The sequence below is a fragment of the Marinobacter sp. 3-2 genome, assembly GCF_003751355.1.
Lineage (GTDB): Bacteria > Pseudomonadota > Gammaproteobacteria > Pseudomonadales > Oleiphilaceae > Marinobacter > Marinobacter adhaerens.
Map to the genome: position 1 here is coordinate 291,683 of NZ_RJUQ01000014.1, position 22,055 is coordinate 313,737.

At 53.6% G+C, this 22,055-nt stretch carries 17 protein-coding genes; 8 read left to right on the forward strand and 9 right to left on the reverse strand.

The features are described 5' to 3' along the window. The first annotated feature begins 57 nt into the window (after positions 1-57). Together EDB94_RS13995 and EDB94_RS14000 are read left to right on the forward strand one after the other, a co-directional pair. Entirely contained in the window at positions 58-723 is a 666-nt protein-coding gene (locus tag EDB94_RS13995) for a response regulator transcription factor (protein WP_108019689.1), read from the forward strand. After that, a complete protein-coding gene (locus EDB94_RS14000; RefSeq protein WP_108019691.1) occupies positions 710-2,068 on the forward strand; it encodes an ATP-binding protein in 1,359 nt (452 codons plus the stop codon). Before EDB94_RS13995 ends, EDB94_RS14000 begins: the two co-directional genes overlap by 14 nt. On the opposite strand, the gene EDB94_RS14005 is transcribed toward EDB94_RS14000, so the two are convergent. Both EDB94_RS14005 and EDB94_RS14010 read right to left on the reverse strand, forming a co-directional pair. Beyond that, a complete protein-coding gene (locus tag EDB94_RS14005; RefSeq protein WP_108019693.1) occupies positions 2,062-3,369 on the reverse strand; it encodes an MFS transporter in 1,308 nt (435 codons plus the stop codon). The genes EDB94_RS14000 and EDB94_RS14005 overlap by 7 nt on opposite strands. Before the next feature lie 13 nt (positions 3,370-3,382). Continuing rightward, a complete protein-coding gene (locus EDB94_RS14010; protein ID WP_108019696.1) occupies positions 3,383-3,661 on the reverse strand; it encodes a metal-sensing transcriptional repressor in 279 nt (92 codons plus the stop codon). 80 nt (positions 3,662-3,741) lie between these two features. Between EDB94_RS14010 and EDB94_RS14015 the strand changes: the two genes are divergently transcribed. From EDB94_RS14015 to EDB94_RS14030, 4 genes are all read left to right on the forward strand, one after another. Then, positions 3,742-4,104, forward strand: a complete 363-nt coding sequence (locus EDB94_RS14015; RefSeq protein ID WP_108019698.1) for a hypothetical protein — start codon at positions 3,742-3,744, stop codon at positions 4,102-4,104. A gap of 46 nt (positions 4,105-4,150) precedes the next feature. Further along, a complete protein-coding gene (locus EDB94_RS14020; protein WP_181259084.1) occupies positions 4,151-4,885 on the forward strand; it encodes a HupE/UreJ family protein in 735 nt (244 codons plus the stop codon). 15 nt (positions 4,886-4,900) lie between these two features. After that, entirely contained in the window at positions 4,901-5,581 is a 681-nt protein-coding gene (locus EDB94_RS14025; RefSeq protein WP_108019700.1) for a hypothetical protein, read from the forward strand. A gap of 275 nt (positions 5,582-5,856) precedes the next feature. Next, the gene (locus tag EDB94_RS14030; RefSeq protein ID WP_108019702.1) at positions 5,857-6,543 is read left to right on the forward strand and encodes a response regulator transcription factor; all 687 of its coding nucleotides are present in this window, start codon (positions 5,857-5,859) and stop codon (positions 6,541-6,543) included. A 124-nt stretch (positions 6,544-6,667) separates the two neighbouring features. Here the strand turns inward: EDB94_RS14030 and EDB94_RS14035 are convergent, their stop codons facing one another. Both EDB94_RS14035 and EDB94_RS14040 read right to left on the reverse strand, forming a co-directional pair. Then, positions 6,668-7,396, reverse strand: a complete 729-nt coding sequence (locus EDB94_RS14035; protein WP_108019704.1) for a TorF family putative porin — start codon at positions 7,394-7,396, stop codon at positions 6,668-6,670. Positions 7,397-7,932: 536 nt separating this feature from the next. After that, positions 7,933-8,163: a hypothetical protein gene (locus EDB94_RS14040; protein ID WP_108019707.1), complete on the reverse strand. Its 231-nt coding sequence runs from the start codon at positions 8,161-8,163 to the stop codon at positions 7,933-7,935. A gap of 304 nt (positions 8,164-8,467) precedes the next feature. Between EDB94_RS14040 and EDB94_RS14045 the strand changes: the two genes are divergently transcribed. After that, the gene (locus EDB94_RS14045) at positions 8,468-9,835 is read left to right on the forward strand and encodes a sensor histidine kinase (RefSeq protein WP_260312595.1); all 1,368 of its coding nucleotides are present in this window, start codon (positions 8,468-8,470) and stop codon (positions 9,833-9,835) included. Positions 9,836-9,922: 87 nt separating this feature from the next. Here the strand turns inward: EDB94_RS14045 and EDB94_RS14050 are convergent, their stop codons facing one another. From EDB94_RS14050 to EDB94_RS14060, 3 genes are read right to left on the reverse strand one after another with little or no spacing between them, the layout of a single operon-like run. Next, the gene (locus EDB94_RS14050; RefSeq protein ID WP_108019711.1) at positions 9,923-13,120 is read right to left on the reverse strand and encodes an efflux RND transporter permease subunit; all 3,198 of its coding nucleotides are present in this window, start codon (positions 13,118-13,120) and stop codon (positions 9,923-9,925) included. Positions 13,121-13,134: 14 nt separating this feature from the next. Then, complete coding sequence (locus EDB94_RS14055) at positions 13,135-14,385, reverse strand: efflux RND transporter periplasmic adaptor subunit (protein ID WP_108019713.1); 1,251 nt, start codon at positions 14,383-14,385, stop codon at positions 13,135-13,137. 24 nt (positions 14,386-14,409) lie between these two features. Then, positions 14,410-15,630: a TolC family protein gene (locus EDB94_RS14060; RefSeq protein WP_232903142.1), complete on the reverse strand. Its 1,221-nt coding sequence runs from the start codon at positions 15,628-15,630 to the stop codon at positions 14,410-14,412. 378 nt (positions 15,631-16,008) lie between these two features. On the opposite strand from EDB94_RS14060, the gene EDB94_RS14065 reads away from it, so the two are divergent. Beyond that, entirely contained in the window at positions 16,009-18,150 is a 2,142-nt protein-coding gene (locus tag EDB94_RS14065) for a TonB-dependent receptor domain-containing protein (RefSeq protein WP_108019717.1), read from the forward strand. Positions 18,151-18,574: 424 nt separating this feature from the next. Here the strand turns inward: EDB94_RS14065 and EDB94_RS14070 are convergent, their stop codons facing one another. Together EDB94_RS14070 and EDB94_RS14075 are read right to left on the reverse strand one after the other, a co-directional pair. Then, complete coding sequence (locus tag EDB94_RS14070) at positions 18,575-18,919, reverse strand: P-II family nitrogen regulator (RefSeq protein ID WP_108019719.1); 345 nt, start codon at positions 18,917-18,919, stop codon at positions 18,575-18,577. A 17-nt stretch (positions 18,920-18,936) separates the two neighbouring features. After that, positions 18,937-22,044, reverse strand: a complete 3,108-nt coding sequence (locus EDB94_RS14075; protein ID WP_108019721.1) for an efflux RND transporter permease subunit — start codon at positions 22,042-22,044, stop codon at positions 18,937-18,939. Positions 22,045-22,055: the final 11 nt, after the last annotated feature.

The window sequence follows — 22,055 nt, forward strand, 5'->3', positions numbered from 1 at the left end:
AATTCAGGTAAGTGGGCGACACTGTTCGCCCATCCGGTTCAAGAGAAGGACAGCCCGATGCGATTACTGCTCGTTGAAGATGACCGTTTGCTGGCTGATGGATTGAGCGGCCAGCTCGAAAAGGCGGGATTCAGCGTTGATACGACCTACACGGCCAGAGAAGCCATGGTTCTGGGAGAACAGGAGAATTATCGAGCTGTTATCCTTGATCTTGGCCTCCCCGATGGCAACGGTCTGGACATCCTGCGAAAGTGGAGAAGAAATCGTATCGCCTTTCCGGTGCTCATCCTGACCGCTCGTGGAGACTGGCACGACAAGGTGGAAGGGCTCAAAGCGGGGGCCGATGACTATTTGGCGAAACCCTTTCAGACCGAAGAACTGATCGCCCGCCTGAATGCCATTGTGCGTCGAAGCGAAGGCCGAATTCACTCGATGGTCAAAGCCGGGCGCTATGAGTTGGACGAAAATCGCCAGAGCCTTAAGTCGGACGATGGCACTGAACACAGTTTGACCGGCACTGAATTTCGCCTTCTACGGTGCCTGATGAGCCGTCCCGGCCATCTATTTTCAAAAGAGCAGCTAATGGAACAGCTCTACAACCTGAACGACACCCCGAATGAGAACGTGATCGAAGCTTACATCCGCAGATTGCGAAAACTGGTTGGCAACGACGCCATCTCAACCCGTCGCGGCCAGGGGTACCTGTTCAATGACACTGTGTAGAAAGCCCACATCCGTCAAGGGCACCCTGCTGGTACTGCTGTTGCCTGCGGGCATCGCTCTGATGGGGCTGGCTTGGCTGGTTCATGGTCTGCTGCTGGACCGCATGTCACGAGAATTCGTAGAAACACGCCTCAAGGATGAAGTTGCTTTCCTGGAGCACCAAATTCGCAATTCTGGTGGTAAGCTGGATAGCCTCCAGACCGGTGATTACTTTCAGGAAGTCTTCCACCACGCCTTTGCCATCCATGCGCCTTCCAAAACCATCCTGTCACCGGATTCCTGGGCGCCGGTACTGGGGTCGATGATCGAATCCGGGCAGGATGGAACCTCTCGGGTGCAGGGGGGGGAAACAGCCGAAGCGCCGGAGGATATCCTTGCTTACCGCAAGTCATTCCGTTTGGGCGACACCCCCATCGTGGTGATTGTGGCGGAGGATCTGGGAGCCTTGAAACGCAGCCAAGCCGAGTTGCACGTCTGGACCGCCATCGTTTCCATACTGCTGATTCTGCTGCTGGTTGCCGTGATCTGGTTCGGTATCAACCTGTCCATGCGCCCCGTTGTCGAGCTGAAGGCCACATTAAAAAGGCTTCAGGACGGCGAGGTTTCGCGGATTCATGTGCATGCGCCCGAGGAATTTCGCCCGCTGGTTCAACAACTCAACCAGCTACTCGACTCACTGGATCAGCGTCTGGAACGATCCAGGGATGCGCTGGCCAACCTGTCTCACAGCGTCAAGACTCCCATTGCAGCCGTCCGGCAGGTACTTGAGGACACGAGCCGCCCGCTTCCCAATGAACTCCGGCTCCAGATGACGGCGAGACTCAACGACATCGACAAACAGCTTGAAGCCGAAATGCGACGAAGTCGTTTTGCCGGGCCACAGGTCGGGAAAAGCGCCTACCCACTGAAACAGGCACGGGACCTGCTCTGGATGCTGGGGCGACTGTACCCGGAAAAATCCTTTGAACTGTCGAGCTCTCTGCCAGAGGACGTCCGCTGGCCGATTGAGGAGCACGACCTGAATGAAATTATGGGTAATCTTCTGGACAACGCTGGCAAATGGTCGGAACGCTGCGTGGAGCTGTCATTGGCGCAACACTCCGGAACACTGCACATAGGTGTTATCGACGATGGGCCGGGCGTTGCTGACGACGAAATCGGCAAGCTGGGTCAACGGGGATTGCGGCTGGACGAGCAGACACCGGGCCATGGCCTCGGGCTCGCCATAGTTCGGGAAATCGTCGAACGCTACGGAGGAACCCTTCACTTTACGGCCGCTAAGAAAAAAAGCGGTTTGTGCGCGACAATCGACATTCCCACTGAGATATCTGTGGCCAATCAGTAACCCGGCCACCTCGGATGTAATTCATCGATCACATACCGATGAGAATGTTCTGGCCCGGACTCTACTCTGTGCGGATGATTGCTGGGCAGGTCGGCGTGACTGTGTGCTATCACGAGCGGATCATCAGCAGGCCAAAGTCGTATCGCAGCGAACATGAAAGCGAGCCCCAGGGTCGCCAGCACAATCAACGTTAGTTGAATGCCTGCACTCGATCCCAACCACCCCGCCAGTGGATAGGCGAACAGCCAGCCTGCATGGGATAAGGAAAACTGAGCAGCGAAAAGAGCCGGCCGATCTTCGCCGTGAGAGGATTGGGTAAGCAGCCGGCCAATCGGCGTCTGCACTGTTGAGAAGCCTGTGCCAAGGAAGACCCACACTGGCAACAACGTTTCAATCGAATCGGCAAACAGGGCCGCTCCCAGGCCACCGAGTAACACCCACGCCCCTGTCAGCATGACGGGGCGATCCTTCCATCGTTTGAGCAGTGTGGGCAACGCGATGGCCGCAAGCATGGAGCCGCCGCCAAAAGCGGCAAACGCCATGGCGGTGTGCTGCTCCGTCAGGCCGAAGCTGCCACGCACAATCACGACAGTGTTCACAATCACCATCGAGCCAGCCATGCTGACCACCACGTTCAATGCCATCAGGCCTCTAAGACGTGGCGTAGCAAAGAAGACGCGAAACCCCCGGCGCGCCCGCTCAAAAACCCCACGACGTTTTTGGAGTGCAGAACCGGATGGCAAAACCACAGACACCACCAGTAATGCAGACGCAATGAAACCCACGACCGTGCCGGAGAACAGCGCCTGCCAACTGGTCGCCAGCAGGATTAACCCAGCCAAAGCCGGGCTCACCAGATTCTCAAGATCATAGGCGAGACGAGAAAGAGACAAGGCTTTGGTGTAGTCGTCCTCGTTCGGGAGCGTGTCCGGAATGGTGGACTGAAATGTAGGGGTGAAGGCGGCAGACGCGGACTGAAGTACCGCGATTAGGACATACACCTCCCAGATTTCCGAAACGAACGGTAACGCCAGGGCGGTAGCCGCTCGCACCAGATCCAGCGACACCAGCATCATCCGGCGGGGCATTCTCTCGGCAAGCGCTGAGGCCAGCGGTGCGATCAGCACATAGGCCACCATTTTTATGGCCATCGCGGTGCCCAACACCTGGCCTGCGTCCTTCCCTGCCAAATCAAACGCCAGCAGGCTCAAGGCCACCGTCGCCAATCCAGTTCCCAGAAGGGCCACCACCTGAGCGAAAAACAGATGGCGATAGATTCGGTGCTGGAGAATCCCTAACATTGGTCAGCCTAGCTCAGAGATAACGTGCAATCGCCTTGAATTCATCAACCCGCCTTTGCTGCTCAGGCTCCAGCGCTCCAATCGCGTCGTCCAGGCAATGCTCGATATGATCCTGTACCAGCACACGTTTGGCCTGCTGGATGGCTCTCTCTACCGCATGAAGCTGTTGCGCAAGCTCCAGGCAGGGCTTTTCCTCTTCTATCATGTTGATCACGCTCTGAAGGTGCCCGTTGGCGCGCTTCAGGCGTTTCACGATCTCTGGATGCGACTGGTGTTTGTATTCATTAGCCATTCTTCATTCCTATCCCCCCTAGGGGGATGCTATCCTTAACCAGTCTTTAAATCCAATTGCCAGACGACATCGCCACATTTATGGTCACAGCGATTCAGCGCAAAAATCTGCTGCAAATGCTCGTCATGCTGTTCGCATTGATAGGCATGTCGTTGTCGGTTATCGGCGAAGCCTCTTCACACGGTGTTGCGGAGCTTGCTGCCCCGACCACACTGGATCATGAAAGCCACCCACACAGCCATGACAATGGTAGCGAAGACTCTGAAAATCACCTTCACCATGACACTGGCAACCATACCCATGAAACCGTCGGTCATCTGAGCAACCGACTGCTCGCCAACCAGTCGATGTCACTCCGGCAGATTATTTCATTTGCCGCAGACTCCCCTCGCAGTTTTCGTTACCGGCTCGATCGCCCCCCGAAAGACTCCACGACGTTCTGATATTCGCTGCGACGCAGCTTTTGCAATCAAAACTATTGGAGTTACTATGTTGTCAAATCTCTTTGACGGCCATTGGCGCGCGCATGTCGGCGCCGGCGGACACCGTCTGTTATGGATGATCCTGACCATTGGCCTGTTGGGCATGAGTACTGACGTGCTCGCCCACGCGGTTGCCCAGGGAGACAAGGGGTATATTCAGGAAATCACCGGTATAAACCTCATTGCGTTCACTTACCTCGGGGCCAAGCACATGGTCACCGGTTATGACCACCTGCTGTTCCTGCTAGGGGTCATCTTTTTCCTCTACCGCATGCAGCACATCGCGATCTACGTCAGCCTGTTCGCTCTGGGACATTCCACAACGATGCTGTTAGGTGTTTACTTCAATGTCGGTATCAACAGCTACCTCATCGACGCGATTATTGGTCTGTCCATTGTGTATAAGGCATTGGACAACATTGGCGCCTACCAGCGCTGGTTCGGATTCCAGCCCAACACCAAGGCTGCCACGCTGATTTTCGGGTTCTTTCATGGTTTCGGCCTCTCGACCAAGATCATCGAATACGACATCTCACCGGACGGCCTGATACCCAACCTTCTTGCATTCAACGTAGGCGTCGAAATCGGTCAGCTCATTGCACTGGCCATGATCCTGATCGTCATGAGCTTCTGGCGCAGAACGGATGGCTTTTTCCGACACGCCTACACCGCCAACGTGGCCATGATGAGTGCAGGTTTTCTGCTCTTTGGCTATCAGCTCACCGGTTATTTTGTCGCTTAATTCTGGAGACGATTTATGTACAACACAGATATGCCTTCACGCAGTGATCTGCCCAGCACCGCAAAGCTGATTCGTTCCACTATCATGGCCGCGATAGTGGCATTGGTGCTGCTAGTGACTGTGGTAATGCCGGCCGAATATGCGCTGGACCCCACCGGCGCGGGTCGCCTTTTGGGCCTGACGGAAATGGGTGAAATCAAAGGCCAACTCGCGAACGAAGCCGCGGCTGACGAGACAGCGCAATTGGTCGGCGTTCAATCAGCCGGCGCAACAAAACCGCCGGAGCCAGACGCCTCCGCGACGGAAACAACCGCTGCCCCAGAACCAGTCGCCGAGCAGACAATCAAGGAGGAGCCTCTTCCTGAACCCGCCCAAGAACCACTTTGGCAGGACGAAGTCCGCGTTGTCCTGGCTCCAGGAGAGGGTACCGAGTTCAAACTCACCATGAAGGAAGACGCCGTCGCGCGATTCTCATGGACCTCTGAGGGCGGCCCGATGAACTTCGATACCCACGGTGATGGCAGCGGTCAATCCATTTCCTATGAGAAAGGCCGTGGCGTTCCAGAAGATAAGGGAGAATTGGTGGCGGCATTCACGGGTAACCACGGCTGGTTTTTCCGCAACCGTAACGATAACGACATCACGCTGGTGCTCCGTACCGGGGGTGACTATGGTGAGCTGAAGAAGGCAATGTAAGGGAGTGCCCCTGATCATTCATCGCATGCACCAAGTCTGTCGAAAACAGACAAACTCGGTGCATCGATTACGATCAGCGATGGAAGACCAACTTGCCTCGGCCCATGCTTCGTGGATTGCCAGCCTGTCCGAAAAGTAACGTGTTTTTCAAGCTGAATTCAGGTTCGTCTGTTTTTATACTGGGCTGCTTGAAATCCACTTTCTGAGCTATTTTGATTTGCGCACGAGATAGGTGGCGACCAAAATCACCCAACATCCACAAACGGCGTTCATAGATGAAAGTTCTAATTGTCGAGGATAACGCGATACTCGCAGAAAAAATTTCTGGCTGGCTTGCGAAGGAACACTTTACTGTTGATGTAGCCAAAAACGGCTCAGAGGCCAATTCGTTCGTAGAAGCAAGCAGTTACCAAGCGATCGTACTCGATATCGGACTGCCCGACCAGAACGGACTTTCCTTGTTGCAGAATTGGAGAAGCAGCGGCAAAGATGAAGCTATTCTTATTTTAACTGCCCGCTCCAACTGGACAGAGAGAGTTGAGGGCTTAAATGCCGGGGCAGACGATTATCTTCCAAAACCCTTCGAATTCGATGAACTAAAAGCTCGACTTAGCGCCATAATAAGAAGAAAAGACGGGCGAGCAACTGATAAGATTATCGTGGATGGCTTTCTACTTAATGCAACCTATAGAACCCTAACAACTCCCGATCACAAAGAGTTCAGACTAACCGCAACGGAGTACCGCCTTTTACAATGCTTTCTTCGCTCTCCTGACAGAGTCTTCTCGCAGGACGAACTTGTTGAAGCACTCTATAATATCGAAAGGTGCCCAACCAGAAATGTCGTTCAAGTCTACATAGCTAGGCTCAGAAAAATACTCGGGAAAAAACGAATAAAAACATTGAGAGGGCAAGGATATTTTTTTGCAAGAGATCCTCTTCAGAAAAATGCTAAAGCTTGACTTCTTTTACTGTGATTTAACTATTCTTCTTCAAGTAACAGGGTTCGCCAGATAAACGCGCTGGCCCATAAACTGGGCCAGCTTTATTAACAATTAATCATTTCGGTGAAAAATACCAAATGGATTAAAAAGATTTAGTCCAGCCCAGCCAAAACTTCGGGTCGTCCGAATTGACCGAACCAAGTGCGTTACTTGAATCGATATCAGCGTATTCCAGATTAACACTGAAAGCTCCAAAGTTCCCCGCATCTTTGGTGACATTAACAGCTGCATGCCCATAACTCGCATCACCAACAGACGCCTTGCTGTCATCAGTGAAATCATAATAACCAATCAAAACACCTGTGCTGAAATCGTCTTCCAGCGGCACATCAACAGATGCGTAATAATAGATATCGCCTTGAACGAACAGCCCCTCGCCGCTTACGTCGCTATTTGCTGTGTAAGCCACACCAATAGATGCAATGCTGTAACTCAACTCTCCGTATATTTCGCCAAAGTCAATAGATTCAGGAGCGTCAGGGTAAGAGTAATAAATGTATCCAACATCGTAACCGATATCCTCGATTGCACCGGAGAAGCCAGCATAGAGATCAAGCTCGTAGCTCGTCCCATCGCCGAAATCCACATTGGAGCCCCAGCCGCCAAAATAAAGCCCCGATGCATGCTCGTAGTCAAACCCACCTTGGGTCGCTGTTGAGCCATCTGTTTGTGTCACACCGCGAAATAAGTAATTGCTTGTTATGCCCAAATTTGCACTAACATCTGCGCTGGCAATTAACGGGACCGCTTGGAGGGTTACGAGCAAACCAACACTCAGCAAACAATCTTTAGTCGAGATACGTCTTTTCATCGTTTTCACCTTCAATTTTGACAGCTTAGTTATTTGCGCATTGAATAACGCATCTACAATGCATTCACGTTTTGTGCCATCTTTTCCAAAAACTTAAATTATGGGCAGTTGTCGTCAAATCAGGGCCGTAATTAATAAAATTTGTTAAATATTTAATCATTCAATGCAATAAACACTATGCTTCAAGTGTCGCATTGCTCGACGATAGTGCACTTATTAACAAGCGCACCAAATAGAAACAAAACTGCAAGAAAACGATAACTAAAATAGAATTATTTTTAACGTGGAAGTTCGAGATCGGATATGGTTCTATGAGGAAAATAGAGGAAGGTCTTAATTGGTCATGAATACTACTGAAAATTTTCTCAGTAGAGAATGCAAATTTCCAACCATTTGCACTCTGTCTTTCTTTCGAGATTCATTAATCTTAAAGCGCGACCTGCGCCGTTTTTTTGCAAAATCAATAAAATGTATCATTAAATTAATACTGGAGCCACGCAATTGCCCGCTTGGCTCCAAGTAAACAACGATAAATGTTATTGCTTTTCCAAGAGATCCCCAATCAACTCTTTAATCAATCTATGTTCTTCCTTCAGTTTTTTGACGGTCTCGCTCTCTTCCGCACGATACTGGGAGGAACGTTCATCTATGCTCTTATTAGGATAGCTTCTTGCCTCGTTGTATCTGTCCGCTTGCCCTCCTGCGAGGGCTATTGAAGCACCACTTGCCAGGAAAGAAGCTACTAGAATCATGGATACTTTCTTCATAAAACGGCTCCGATATTTATTTCAATTAGACCAGCGAAATTCAATGGCCTCAGATTCCTAGTAGAACATCGAAACTTTAAACACACTTGAAAATCTATGCTGATGAAACGTTTTTTTCAGCGTTTACCTCTAGCTCAAAAGCCATTCAGGTCGGCTTTGATGACACTAAACCGAGTTATTCAAATGCCTAAGAAGATAAGACCAGGCCAGACCTATCTGTAGACCAGAGCCGCCCACTCTCAGGCTCGCATCCGTTGCGGCACGCTTCGATTCCAACTATGCTTTTGGATAAGAACACCTCTATGTGCCTTCAACTGAAGCCTTCCGCTCAATCGACAAAAGCACCTTCATGACATCGCAGAAAAGTATCCGAAAAACTGCTTTCCAATATGGCATCTTTTTTAGCCTCTTGTATTTTCTACTGATTTTTTTCTCACACACCTATGTGATGGAGCAGCTCTCGAACGAGTCCAGAAAACATCGCCTTGAAAAGGAGGTGGAGAGTTTTCAAACCATCATTGCAAACGAAATGCCGACGGTTGACGAGATCGGCAGCATGATCGATCGATTCCAATTGCTACTGGAACACGCCCTCATCGTTGAAATGAAAGATGGAAGCGTCATTGCCAGTAGCAACGTAAATCAAACAAAGTTGCGTATGGTTTTAGAAAAGCCGGCGGGCTTTGTCGAAATATCCAACGGTGCAGATGGCCTTCTCGGATTAAAACGTGGTGTCGGAATTGACAGTTCGCTTTCGTCAATCACCATCCTGGAAATGGAAAATGGACTCGCTGAGCGATCCATTGGAGCTCACATGACCTTGCTTGCCGCCTCCGCATTGTTACTCGTTGTTCTCTTGGCCCTGGTAGGCACCACTACTTACCTGGCCTTGAAACCAATCGAACACATCAAGGACGACATGAGACGGCTGCAATCTGGCAAACAACCTCGGTTGAATCCTGACGCACCAAAGGAGTTCAGTCCGCTGATCAAACAGTTCAATAATCTTCTTGAACTAGCAAGTCGTCGCCTTGACCGCCATCGCCGCCTCAATTCTGATCTTTCTCACATGGTAAAGACCTCAATCTCTGCCAATCTCGCAATCCTGTCAGACACTGGTTCATTACCTCCCTCCCGCGACGACATAGAGTTCATGACCTCCAACCTAAAGGATCTAAGCCGGTCCGTGAACTACCGCATGAGCAAGGCAGATATATCCGGCAGGCAGATGGGGCAAACATGTTTGCCGGTTGAAATAGCGAATAACGTCATCTCTGTCATGGAAAAAATCTTTCCCGACAAGAGTTTTCGTATTAATACACCCTTGCCGAATAACTTCAGTTGGCCCATGGAGCGTCAGGACCTATCAGAGTTATTCGGTAACCTGCTCGAAAACGGCGGGAAGTGGAGTCAGGCCGCGGTTGACGTTTCAATTAGCCAGACCCAATGCGGGCTAACGATTGAGGTGGCAGACGACGGCCCTGGGATTACTCCGGAAGCGGCCTCAAAAGTGATGGATAGAGGTTCCCGGCTTGACGAAACCGTTTCTGGGTTTGGACTGGGGCTGTCCATCGTGTCCGAAATACTAGAAGACAATTTCGGACAGATGAACATTGGCCCCTCAGACACAGGGGGCGCCAGAATCACAGTTATGCTTCCTTTCCCAGAGTAGAGCACAACCATAATTCTTCCTCCCCGCTATGACGGAGGGTTTATCCTTCCCTGCTCGCGACCAAAACTGCGTATTTCCACCTTCCTTCTACCGTTGTATATCCTCGAGTTTAGCCTTTGAGAAGTGCTTGAATAGAGCCGGTAAAACAAAAAGGGTTAGGAAAGTCGCAGTCACGAGACCACCAACAATCACGCTGGCCAGCGGCTTCTGGATTTCCGCCCCCACACCCGTCGACAATAGCATCGGTATCAAACCGAGCGCCGAGGTTATTGCTGTCATCAAAACAGGACGTAAACGGGAGACGGCACCTTCAAACACCGCGGTATCCACATTCAACCCATCCTGTATTCGCTGATTGATGCTTTCGACCATAACGACCCCGTTAAGCACCGCCACACCAAACAGTGTGATGAATCCAACGGAACTGGGCACTGAAAGATACTGACCGGAGATCCAGAGTGAAAAGACGCCACCAATAACGGCAAGCGGCACGTTGACCAGAATCAACAGCGCTTGGCCAACCGAACTGAAAGCAAAGTAGAGCAACAGCGCAATCAGCCCCAGAGATACAGGTACCACAATGGTCAATCGCTTCTGAGCTCGCTGCTGGTTTTCAAACTGACCACCAATATCCACCGAATAGCCGGGGGGAAGGTTTACTTCTGACGCGATGGTATCCTGAATATCGGCAACCACGCTGCCCATATCACGACCCTGCACATTGGACTGAATGACCACACGGCGCTGGACGTCGTCGCGGCGGACCTGAGGCGGGCCGGATTCAATAGACACATCAGCCACATCACCGAGTCTCACCCAGGCCCCGGACGGCGCCTGTAACCTGAGATCGGCAATGGCATCCCGGTCTTCCCGAAAACGTTTCGCCAGACGCACATAGATATCGTACCGCTCATTTCCATTAATGATCTGGCCCGCAGCGGCACCACCCAGCCCATCCCGGACGACACTCATCACATCAGACACGGCAAGTCCGTATCGGGAAAGTGCCTGACGGTTAGGCTGAACCACCAACTGCGCTTCACCGGCAATCTGCTCCATGGCCACGTCTCGTGTTCCCTGTACTGTTCGGACCGCCGCTTCGATCTGCTGGCCTTTCTCCGCCAATACATCGAGATCCGGGCCAAAGAGTTTGATGGCCAACTGCGCACGAACACCTGACAACAATTCATCAACCCGAGTCGCGATAGGCTGAGAAAAGTTAAACAGTAGCCCCGGGTGCTGTTCGAGCTTCTCCTCAAACAGGGCCTGCAATTCATAGCGATTACTGGCGCTGGTCCATTCCGAAGTTGGTTTTAAGCCGATATAGATCTCTATGTTGTTTACGGGCTCCGGATCGCCGCCTATTTCTGCTCGACCAGCCCGGGACAGAGCGTAAGTCACTTCTGGAAATTCCATCAACATGGCTTCCAGTTTTGGCGCAACTTCAATCGCCGTATCAAGGCTTGATGAAGGGGCCAGCGTCACCCGGAGGTTGATTGTCCCTTCTTCCAGTTCAGGGACAAACTCAGTGCCGAGTCGAGGCACGACCAGGGCCGCCAGCACCACAAGAACAGCGGCAGCACCGACAACAGATCGGGTGTGTTTCAGCGACCAGTCAAGGCCCTGGCGATAAAGCTTCTCAAGAGGTTTTAAAACGAAGCTTTCCCGCTCCCGGATACCCTTGCGAAACACAAACGAAGCCAACGCAGGCACAACGATCAGAGCGACGATCACAGCGGAAACGATGGCCAGCATGATGCTGATTGCCATTGGCTGGAAAAGCTTGGCTTCCACACCTTCAAAACTGAACAGAGGCATAAAAACAACCAGGATAATCGCCGTCGCGAAAAAGATGGGCCGGGCCACTTCCCGACCGGCTTCCTGGAGACGAAGCGCAATGCCATGATCATCGTGTGACGCGTCCAATGGATCAGGGTCGTTTTCGACCAACTCGTCCCGTTGGGCGTCATGCTCAGCATCGGGATGGGTCAGATGCTTGAACATGTTCTCAACCATAACAACAGAGCCATCCACCAGCATGCCGATTGCCACAGCAATACCGCCCAGAGACATCAGGTTGGCCGAGAGGCCGAACCAGGCCATGATCATCAGCGCAATACCGATGGAAATCGGTATTGAAAGCAGCACGAGCGTTGTTGCCCGCAAATTCATCAGGAACAGTGCAAGCACGATCGCAATAAACACAAAAGCCAACAGAAGCGCATTGGTCACCGTTTCTACCGCTTTGGTCACCAGATCCGCCTGGTTGTAGTAGGGCTCAAAACGAACCCCACTCGGAAGCGCCTGGTTTATGCGATCAATGCGGGCCTCGATGCCGTCGATGGTGGCTTTGGTGTTGGCCCCCATTCGTTTGAGTACAATGCCAGAAACCACTTCACCCAGTTGTTCAACTTGACCATCTTCATCCTTCCGGGTCATGGTCACCGCACCCTGGCGAATTTCAGTGCCAAGTCCCACCTGAGCGACATCGTCCACGGTTACTGTGATGCCGTCACTGGTTTTAACGGGCACCTGACGGATCTGCTCCAGGCCCTGCTCGCCATTGCCCAGCCAGCCCATACCCCGAATAACCAACTGTTCCTGTCCGCGGCCCATGTACCAACCACCGACATTGGAGTTGTTGTTCTCCAGGGCTTCCATGACGTCGTTCTGTGATAAGTCATAGGACAGCATTCGAGCCGGATTCAGGTTCACCTGGTACTGGCGGACCTCTCCGCCAAACGACAGGATTTCTGTAACCCCTTCTGCCGGTATCAGCAACAGTTTGACCAGCCAGTCGTGCAGGCTGCGCAATTCCATTGCGTCGTACCCCGAATCCGGGTCCGCTATCAGCAAGTACTGGTAGACCTGGCCAAGACCGGACGTATTCGGGCCCATTTCAGGCACCCCGACACCGTCCGGAATCAGCTCCCGCGCGGCCTGCAAACGTTCGAACACCAACTGGCGCGCGAAATAGATATCCGTGCCCTCTTTAAAAACCACCGTGACACCGGACAACCCGGTTTTGGAGATGGACCGAACCTCCTCAACATCCGGCAACGCATACATCACCGCTTCAATGGGATAGGTGATCAGTTGCTCTACTTCCTCAGCCGCAAGTCCGGGCGCCTCTGTATTAACAGCGACCTGGACGTTTGTAACGTCAGGAAAGGCATCAAGATTCAGTTTTGGGATCTGAAACGCGGCCGTGGCGATAAGCACTGCAAGCGCAATAAGAACCAACAGGCGGTTCTGAACCGCCCAGTCGACAACTCGGTTGAACATAATGGCTCCCGGAATCAGTGGTTGTGTGGGTCAAAGCCGCCTTTGGCAATTTCAGAGGCCACAAAAAATGCGCCCCGAGAAACAATCCGTTGGCCTGCAGTCAGGCCGGAAATTTCACGGAGTCCGCCAATTGAGCGGCCCAGTTCCACTTCCACAGGCTCATACTCCCCTTCCGTCTCTTCCACATAGACCGTCCAGTCGCCATCGGCGCCTCGCATTAACGCACTCTCCGGCACCGCAAGCACCGGCTCCGTGGTTTTAAAAAGGAAATACACATCTGCAAACATTCCGGGATGGAAACGATCTTCAGGATTGTCCAGCTCCAACCGAACAATCCGCGTGCGGGTCACAGCGTCAATGGTATGAGCTTCCTGTGATACCGTTGCCACAGCGACACGGCCTGCAATTCTTACTTCCGCTTCTGCTCCTTGCTTAAGGACAATATCGGAGTTTGCCGGCAGGTGAGCCTCTACCCAAAGTTCGCTTTCATTAGCCAGAGTCACCAGCGGTTGGCCTGCCTCAACTCTTTGTCCTTGCTCAAACTCATCGGTCAGCACTGCACCGTCCACGCGAGCCCTGAGCGTGTATTCACCGAGACTACCCATGCCGCTGGCCTTCAACGCACCAATGTCATCCTCGTTTAGCCCATAAGCAAGCAGAGTCGCCCTCGCCGCTTCAATATTGGCTTTCGCGGTATTAAACCGTTGATCACCAACCACGGAACGACCCAGCCCGCTGATTCGCTCCCATTCAGGAAAAGCTTTCCTGTAATCAGCCTGCGCCTGTGCCACCGTCTCACTGAACAGGGTTACCAGCGGCTGGCCTTTGGTTATGTGCTCACCCAGCTCCACGTGACGTCTCAACACCACCGAGGCAACCCTGGGGGACACGTGATAACTGGTATAGCCGTTGGTCAGCAGCTCACCGGGAGCGTAGATTTCATAGTCAACGCGCTTGCTCTTGAGGGTTGCTACTTCAATGCCGGCGAGCTCTTTCTGTTTGGTATTGATGCTTGCGGTGGTTGCTTCTTCATGACCACCATCGCTCTCCTCTTCGTGGCCATGACCTTCTTCCTCTTCATGCTCACGTTCTTCAGCATGCCCGCCCTCATGCTCACCCTCGTCACCGGTGTCTTCTCGATGATCGTCGCCACCGGCGGCATGATCATGGCCCGCCTCCTTATGAGCATCTTCCTCGGCCTGTACCAGTGAAGGGGGGACTATAAACAGCGTCAACACAAATACTGAAATCAGAGCTTTTTTCATGATGAATATCCAGTTTCCAGAATATTATTGGAAGGGGGTGATCAGTTCGCCAGACTGGCTCAAGAGCTCAATCAGGCCCAGCTGCGCCAGCTTTTCCAGTTCAATACCGGTTTTCAGGCTCTCCGCGCGCTGGCCCAGCGCCTGGAGATACTCAGAGGTGGAGAGGTCGCCGACCTGCCACTGCTTCTCAAGCAAATCGGCACTTCGCTGTACACGCCCCTGGGATAATTCTTTCCATCGACGGAGTTGCTTGTCGTATCGCTTCCAAGAAGCGCGAGCGCCTGCCAGGTCATATTGTTGTTTCCGGTAGAGCGCCTGAAACCGCGCTTCGGCCTGCAGAGCCCGTCGATTCGCAGCCCGGATTTCAGCGCTGTAGTTATTACGGACGTTCAGAGGGATCGAGAATGTCAGGCCAACCACGTTCTCGCCACCGTCACGCCCTCCGCTCAGCCCTACTGTCGGCGATGCTGTAGCTTTGCGTCTGGCAACCTCTGCCTCACTTTTCAGCACCTGCCACTCGGCTCGAGCGGCTGCAACTGACGGGTGTGCCAGCAGTTCAGCATCACCAATCTGGGACTCCAGCGCTGGCCAGATATACTCGGGGATTCCCCCATTCTGAGGACTCCAGTCCGGCAGACGTTCTCTAACCTGAGTTTCTGCCCGATCAACTGCGGCCTTTGCCTGGGCGACTTCGCTCAACTGACGGGATAGGTTTAAAAACAGAAGCTCTGCGTCGGCACGCCCCAGATCGCCTGCCTGCTGGCGCTGTTCAACCTGGTCCAGCAAGGCATCCAGGCGCTGCTGTTGAGATTCAGCAATTTCTTCAAACAGCTTAGTGGCGCGCCACTCGACAAGCGCAGACAATGATTTGGACGTTTGTGTCAGAACTGCGTCGCTCAAGCCAGCTTGCGCAGAAAGCCTGATCAGCTTTGCCTTCTCCTTTAATGCACCCTGCTGATCAGACCAGTCGATCGTTTGTGACAGCCCTGCCTCAAAGTTATTCTCACTGCCCGTTCTGTCTGCTCCCACGGACAACTCCGGGTTATACAGCGGTTGTTCGCTTGCCTCAGCGTCCTCTTTCCGCGCTGCCGCCCGCTCCGTCGCAGCCAGCACCTCTGGGTGCTTGCTTATCTGGCCAGTGAGCCAACTCGCCCAACTAACAGTCTCCGCTTGACCTAACAGAGGAATGGCCAATAGTACTGAACACAGCAACGCCCGAGGCGAGTGCTTGCTTGCCTTCATCATCGTTCTCCCGAAGCGATTAGTAGCCAAAATAATGGGCGTAAGGCGCCCGTGGCGAGGTAGGAAATCGTCGAGATAGTAAGTGCAAACTTTGAAATGAGTTTGAATTTGCAGCTTATTTTAGAAAAATCGCCTAGGGTCTGCGCGATAGAAGCTTTTGACCTGCCGTGTTTTGAACCGGGGCGCCAGCATGGCTTACGGCATCACCCTCAGACCGAGTAATCAGGAAGAGGTTGTTAACCGTTTTCAGCCTGGTGACACCCTCCCGCACCATGAGCATTGACTATTGACTCGATAGTTACAGAGCCGTAAAGTTGCGTCACCTTAATTAGAATGATTTGTATTTACATTAAACTCGCAAGGGATACGGAGAATAACCACATGTTTAAACCTTCCCGACTATCACTGGTCGTGGCAATTAGCCTTGCCCCAGGTCTGAACTGGGCCGCCGGGGATGAGCAGCCCCAGATGCTTGAACCCATGGAAATCATTGGCGATGCTTCTGCCGCCCAGACCTTGCCAGGGTCAGGCTACGTTGTTGGTGAGCAGCAGATGAAAACCGAAGTTGAGACCGACATCAACCAGGTACTGAAAACCGTTCCGGGTGTCTATGTGCGGGAAGAGGAAGGTCTTGGTCTGCGCCCTAACATCGGCATCCGCGGCGCCACGGCCGAGCGCAGCAGCAATGTCACCCTGATGGAAGATGGCATTCTTATCGCACCGGCGCCCTATTCCAATCCGGCCGCCTATTATTTCCCGACGCTGAAGCGGATGTCCTCGCTGGAAGTGCTTAAGGGTGCCTCGCTGCTGCGCTATGGCCCGCAAACCACCGGTGGTGTCGTCAACCTGATTTCCACACCCATTCCCGATCAGCGGCAGGGCTATATTGAGACCGTCACCAACGACCGCGGCTCCACCGACGTTCATATAACCTATGGTGACACGGCTGGCGACTGGGGCTACCTGCTCGAGACCGTCCAGCGCTCTGCGAAAGGCTTCAAGGAGATTGACCGCAGTAACCGCGATACCGGCTTTGATATCGAAGACTATGTCGGCAAGCTGCGCTGGCAGGGAGAGCGCCAGAGCGTGACCGCCAAGCTGCAATACTCCGAAGAAACCTCCAACTCCAGTTACCTCGGCCTGACCGATGCGGACTTCAGCCAGGATCCGAACCGGCGTTACGGGTTGTCCAGCATCGACCAGATGAACAATACCCACTCCGGTATCAGTCTGACCCATCAGTTCGACTGGAGTAATACCGTAAGCAGCACGGCCACCCTCTATCGCAACGACTTCAAGCGGAACTGGTTCAAGCTCAGCGGCGGCGGAAGCATCATCGACTCGGCAAACGGCGGCGACGCCAATGCCCAGGGTATTCTGGACGGCACAGTTGACGCCAGCGGCCTGGATTACAAAAACAACGCCAGGGACTACCTGTCCGAGGGAGTGCAGGTAAACTTTGATGTCGACATGGGCAGCCACCAGTTTGATTTCGGCGCCCGCTACCACGAAGATGAAATGGATCGTTTCCAGCCGGTCGATGTTTATGACCAGGTCAACGGCTCTCTGGTGTTCCAGAACACTGTCGCCCCCACGGGCAGCAATAATCGCTTTGAGACCGGCGAAGCCCTGAGCTTCTGGGCGCTCGACACCTGGCAGGCGACGGACAAGCTCAGCGTTAACCTCGCCCTGCGCTACGAGGATGTGAAAACCGGTCGCACCCAATACGCGGATCCCGGCCGCACAACCGTCGACAGCACCCGCGCCAATGACAGTGCTGAACTCCTGCCCGGCGCTTCGTTTACCTATGACCTGTCCCAAAGCTGGCAGGTTCTAGGGGGTGTGCACCGGGGTTTCTCCCCTCTCGGGGGTGGTGCCACGGAAAACGAAGAGCCGGAAACCAGCAAGAACTGGGAGGCCGGCCTCCGGTACTTTGGCAATGCGTTCTTCGCGGAAATGATCGGCTTCTACAGCGACTTCTCCAACAAGGCCGAAAACTGTTCCGTGGGCTCGCCGTGCAGCAATGGCGCCACCTCCGGCAGTTTCGTAACCGGCGAGGCCGAAATTGCCGGTGTTGAGTTTCAGCTCCAGACCGGCACCCGGGCGGGCGAGTTCTACCTTCCGGTCAGCCTTACCTACACCTTTACCCAGGCGGAAATCAGCAAGGACAATGCCGCCTCGGGCCTGAAAAAAGGTGAGCAGCTCAAGGACGTACCTGAAAACCAGATGAGCTTCCGAACAGGCATGGAACATCCGAGTGGCTGGGACAACTACCTTGTGGCCACCTACACCGATGAGATGTGTGTCAGCGCGGGATGCAACAACACCGCCACGAAACTGGACGAGACCGAGTCCCTGTTCCTGGTCGATTTCATCAGCCGCTACGCACTGACCGCCAGTGCCGATGTCTTCCTGAAAGTGGACAACCTGTTCGATGAGCAGCAAATTGTCTCACGTTTGCCCGATGGCGCCATGGCAAACCTGCCACGTACCGCCTCATTGGGGGTAAGCGTCAATTTCTGACGAATAACCGGATGGCGCCTGATTTCCGGGTAACTTCGCGGTTGCGTCACGACAGTAAAGAGCCCGGGGCTGGGGCTCAGATCGCTGACAAACCCTCGCCATTTCGGCGGGGGTTTGTTGTAATTGGGGCCTCGACTTTTTAGAGACTGACCCATTCTCAAAGCGCCGCTTCCGCAGCAATACGAACATGAGGTGGCCGGCCGGCGCAACTCGCCGTTCAACCCACGGACGATGCTAAAGTTGTTGATTTATGCCTACGCGACCGCTGTCTTCTCATCGGGCAAGATCAAACAAGCAACTTGAGCCCTTTGACTCGTTGCGGGCGACCTAGGCGAGGTCTGAAATCTTTCAGCCGGGAATGGAGCTGTGATGGCGGCTCGCGCGACCAGCACAGCCGCGATGCCACCATCCAGCTTAAAGAGAACTAGCTTGAAGTGGGTTGGAGTGCGCTTTCGTTGGCCGCACCATCCTCGATGCGAACAGCCCGGACCAGGCGGGATACAAGTACCTTGCCATCCCCCGGGTGTCCATCCCGGGTCCTGCTCGTTCGCACAATGATGTCCACAACTTCATCGGCAACAGTTTCGGTCGCTACATCTACTTCCAGCTTGACCATCTTCACTTTCTCCAGAGGCGACTCATCGCCGACCAGATGACCAAATTCGTTGAGAGACACGACGGCAATGCTTGCCACTCCCTTGACTTTGGCCAGAGCATCAACCACATGCTCCGCCATAACCTCTCTGACATAAGCCTTTATTTCATACATAAACCTTCTCCTGACTATCAGACTTCAACGTCACGACGTTCGGATGCAAACCACTGATACACACTGGGCAATACCACCAACGTCAGCAGCGTTGAGGTGATCAGACCGCCAACCACAACCGTTGCCAGTGGCCGCTGGACATTGGAACCAATACCGTCGGCCAGCAACAGGGGAATCAGCCCCAGAATAGCCACCGAGGCTGTCATCAGAACCGGCCGCAAACGACGCTGTGCTCCAAGCTTGACCGCCTCAATGACGTCGTAGCCTTCGTCCCGCAACTGGTTGATGTAACTCACCATCACCACGCCGTTCAGGACGGCCACACCAAACACCGCGATGAATCCCACGGCAGCCGGCACTGAGAGGTAAAGCCCCGTCACAAACAGCGCGACAATGCCACCGGTAACCGCAAAGGGCACATTCATGAAGATCAGCGCCGCATAGCGCAGACTGCTGAATGCCGAAAAAAGAAGCAGGAAAATAAGCGCCAGGGTAATAGGCACAACAATTGCCAGCCGAGCCATGGCCCTTTCCTGGTTCTCAAACTGACCGCCAAACTCCACGAAATACCCCGGCGGCATATCTACTTGCTCCTCGATCCGCTTGCGCAAATCCTGAACAACGCCGCCCATATCGCGACCACGTACGTTCATTTGCACATACTGACGGCGACTGGCATTGGAGCGTGAAATTTTCTTGGGACCCGAGTACATATCAACATCGGCCACCCGTGAAAGCGGGATAAGTTCGCCACTGTTGCCCCTGAGGGGAAGCTTCCTGATTTCATCGATGGACCCGCGATAGGACTCTTGCAGCCGGGCGAAAATCTCAAATCGCCGGACACCGTCGAAGACCAGCCCGGCACCTTTACCGCCAATACCGGTTTCAACCGTACTCATCAAGTTATCGATGCTGATGCCGAACTGCGCCAGCACTTCACGGTCGGGGCGAATAACGATCTGTTTTTTACCCGCACTCTGCTGAGCGCGCACATCCGTTGCACCAGGCACCTCTTGCGCCAGTGCCGCCACTTCCCTGCCGATCCGGCCCAACTCGTCCAGGTCGTCGCCGAAAATGCTGGCAACCAGTTGTGCCTGAACGCCTGACAGGAGTTCGTCGGTTCGCAGCTGAATCGGTTGGGACAGATTGTTGGCAAGCCCGGGAACCCGCTCATCCAAAGCCTCTGCAATCCTGCCCTGGAGATCCTCATAGCTCACGTCCTCTCGCCACTGATCCAGGGGCTTCAGATTGACGAGCGTCGCCACAACGTTCACAGGTTCTGGATCGCCACCCACTTCGGCGCGACCGATCCGGGCATAGGTGCCGGTGACCTCTGGGAATTCGTCTACAACGGACTGGACCCGTTTGCCATATTTGATGGCGGATTCCAGACTGGCTCCGGGAGGCAGTGTCGAGCGAATCTGGAACGTGCCTTCCCTGAGCGTGGGCACGAATTCGCTCCCGAGATAAGGAAACAGCAGGAGACTGCCTGCAAAGGCAATAACCGCAATGCCCATCACAACCTTTGGTGCTTTGACCACAGCATTGACCACGGGTTTGTACAAACGGTTCAGGAACAGAACCAGCTTCGGTTCCTTATGCTGCCCGCCCATCTTGAATGATAGCGAGGCCAGAACCGGCACCAACGTCAACGCAAGCAGCAGTGCGCCGATCAGAGCGAAGCTGATGGTGTAAGCCATGGGCGAAAACAGCTTGCCCTCAACGCCCTGCAGCGTAAACAGCGGCAGAAAAACGATGATAATGATGCCGATGGCAAACACGATCGGACGGGCCACTTCCCGGGCGGACTCACCCACAAGCCTCAGAACGCTGACCTGTTCATCGGATCGCTCCTCAAGGTGTCGGAAGATGTTCTCTATCATCACGACAGCGCCGTCCACCATCATCCCGATCCCAATGGCCAGCCCCCCCAGACTCATCAGATTGGCGGACAGGCCCGAAATCCGCATCGCAATAAATGCGACAAGCACAGACAGCGGCAGGGTTGCGACCACAATCAGCGTGGAACGGATATTCCCCAGGAACAGATAGAGGAAAATCAGCACCAGAACCGAGCCCTCAAGCAACGCTTTCTCGACAGTGCCTATGGCCTTGCCCACCAACTCCGCCTGGGAGTAATAGGCTTCGATCTTCAACCCCTCGGGGAGTGACTTGTTCAGGTCGTCGATTTTTGCGTTGACGTCCTCAAGTACCTGACTGGTGTTGGTCCCGATCAACTTCATCACGTAACCGCCCACGGATTCCTCACCTGAGGACACCTCTGCGCCACGGCGAATTGCCGGTCCAAGGCCAACCTCCGCCACATCCTTGACGTAAATAGGGGACTCCCCCTCACTCTTGGACACAATGATGTTCTGGATGTCTTTGATGCCTTCGGAACCAGAGTTGACCCAGCCGTAACCGCGAACAATGTATTCTTCACCGCCTCGCGTAATGAAAGAGGCGCCGACGTTACGATTATTCTGGGTGAGGGCGCCGCGAATATCAGATACCGTCAGGTTCCTCGCCTGAAGCTTCTGCGCATCGATATTGACCTGGTACTGTTTTACCTCGCCGCCGATGGACAGCACACCGGTTACGCCCGGCACGGTCCTGAGCTGCGGTTTAACAATCCAGTCCTGAATCGTGCGGATTTCCTGCAGGCTGTATTGATCTTTATCCTCAGCTTCCAGGGAATACATCAGGATGCGCCCAAGACCGCTCGCTATGGGGCCGAGTTCCGGCTGCCCCATCCCTTCGGGAATCTGGCGCTTGGCCTCCGATAGCCGCTCGTTAACAAGCCGCCTGGCGAAGTAGATATCGGTGCCATCTTCGAAATAGATGGTCACCCGCGAGAGCCCGAAAATCGACGTGCTCTGCACTTTTTCTAACTTGGGAATTCCATACATGCTGATCTCAACGGGATAGGAAATCAGCGTTTCAATATCAACCGGCGACAAACCAGGACTGGTAGTGAACACCTGAACCATGGTCGGTGTCGCGTCCGGAAACGCATCCACCGGCAGTTTTTGAAATGAAAATATGCCGGCAACGATCACGGCGATAGCAAAAACAAGCGTCATCAGACGATTGTTCAGCGCATAATTCACAATTGCGTTGATCATGCTCCCCCCGA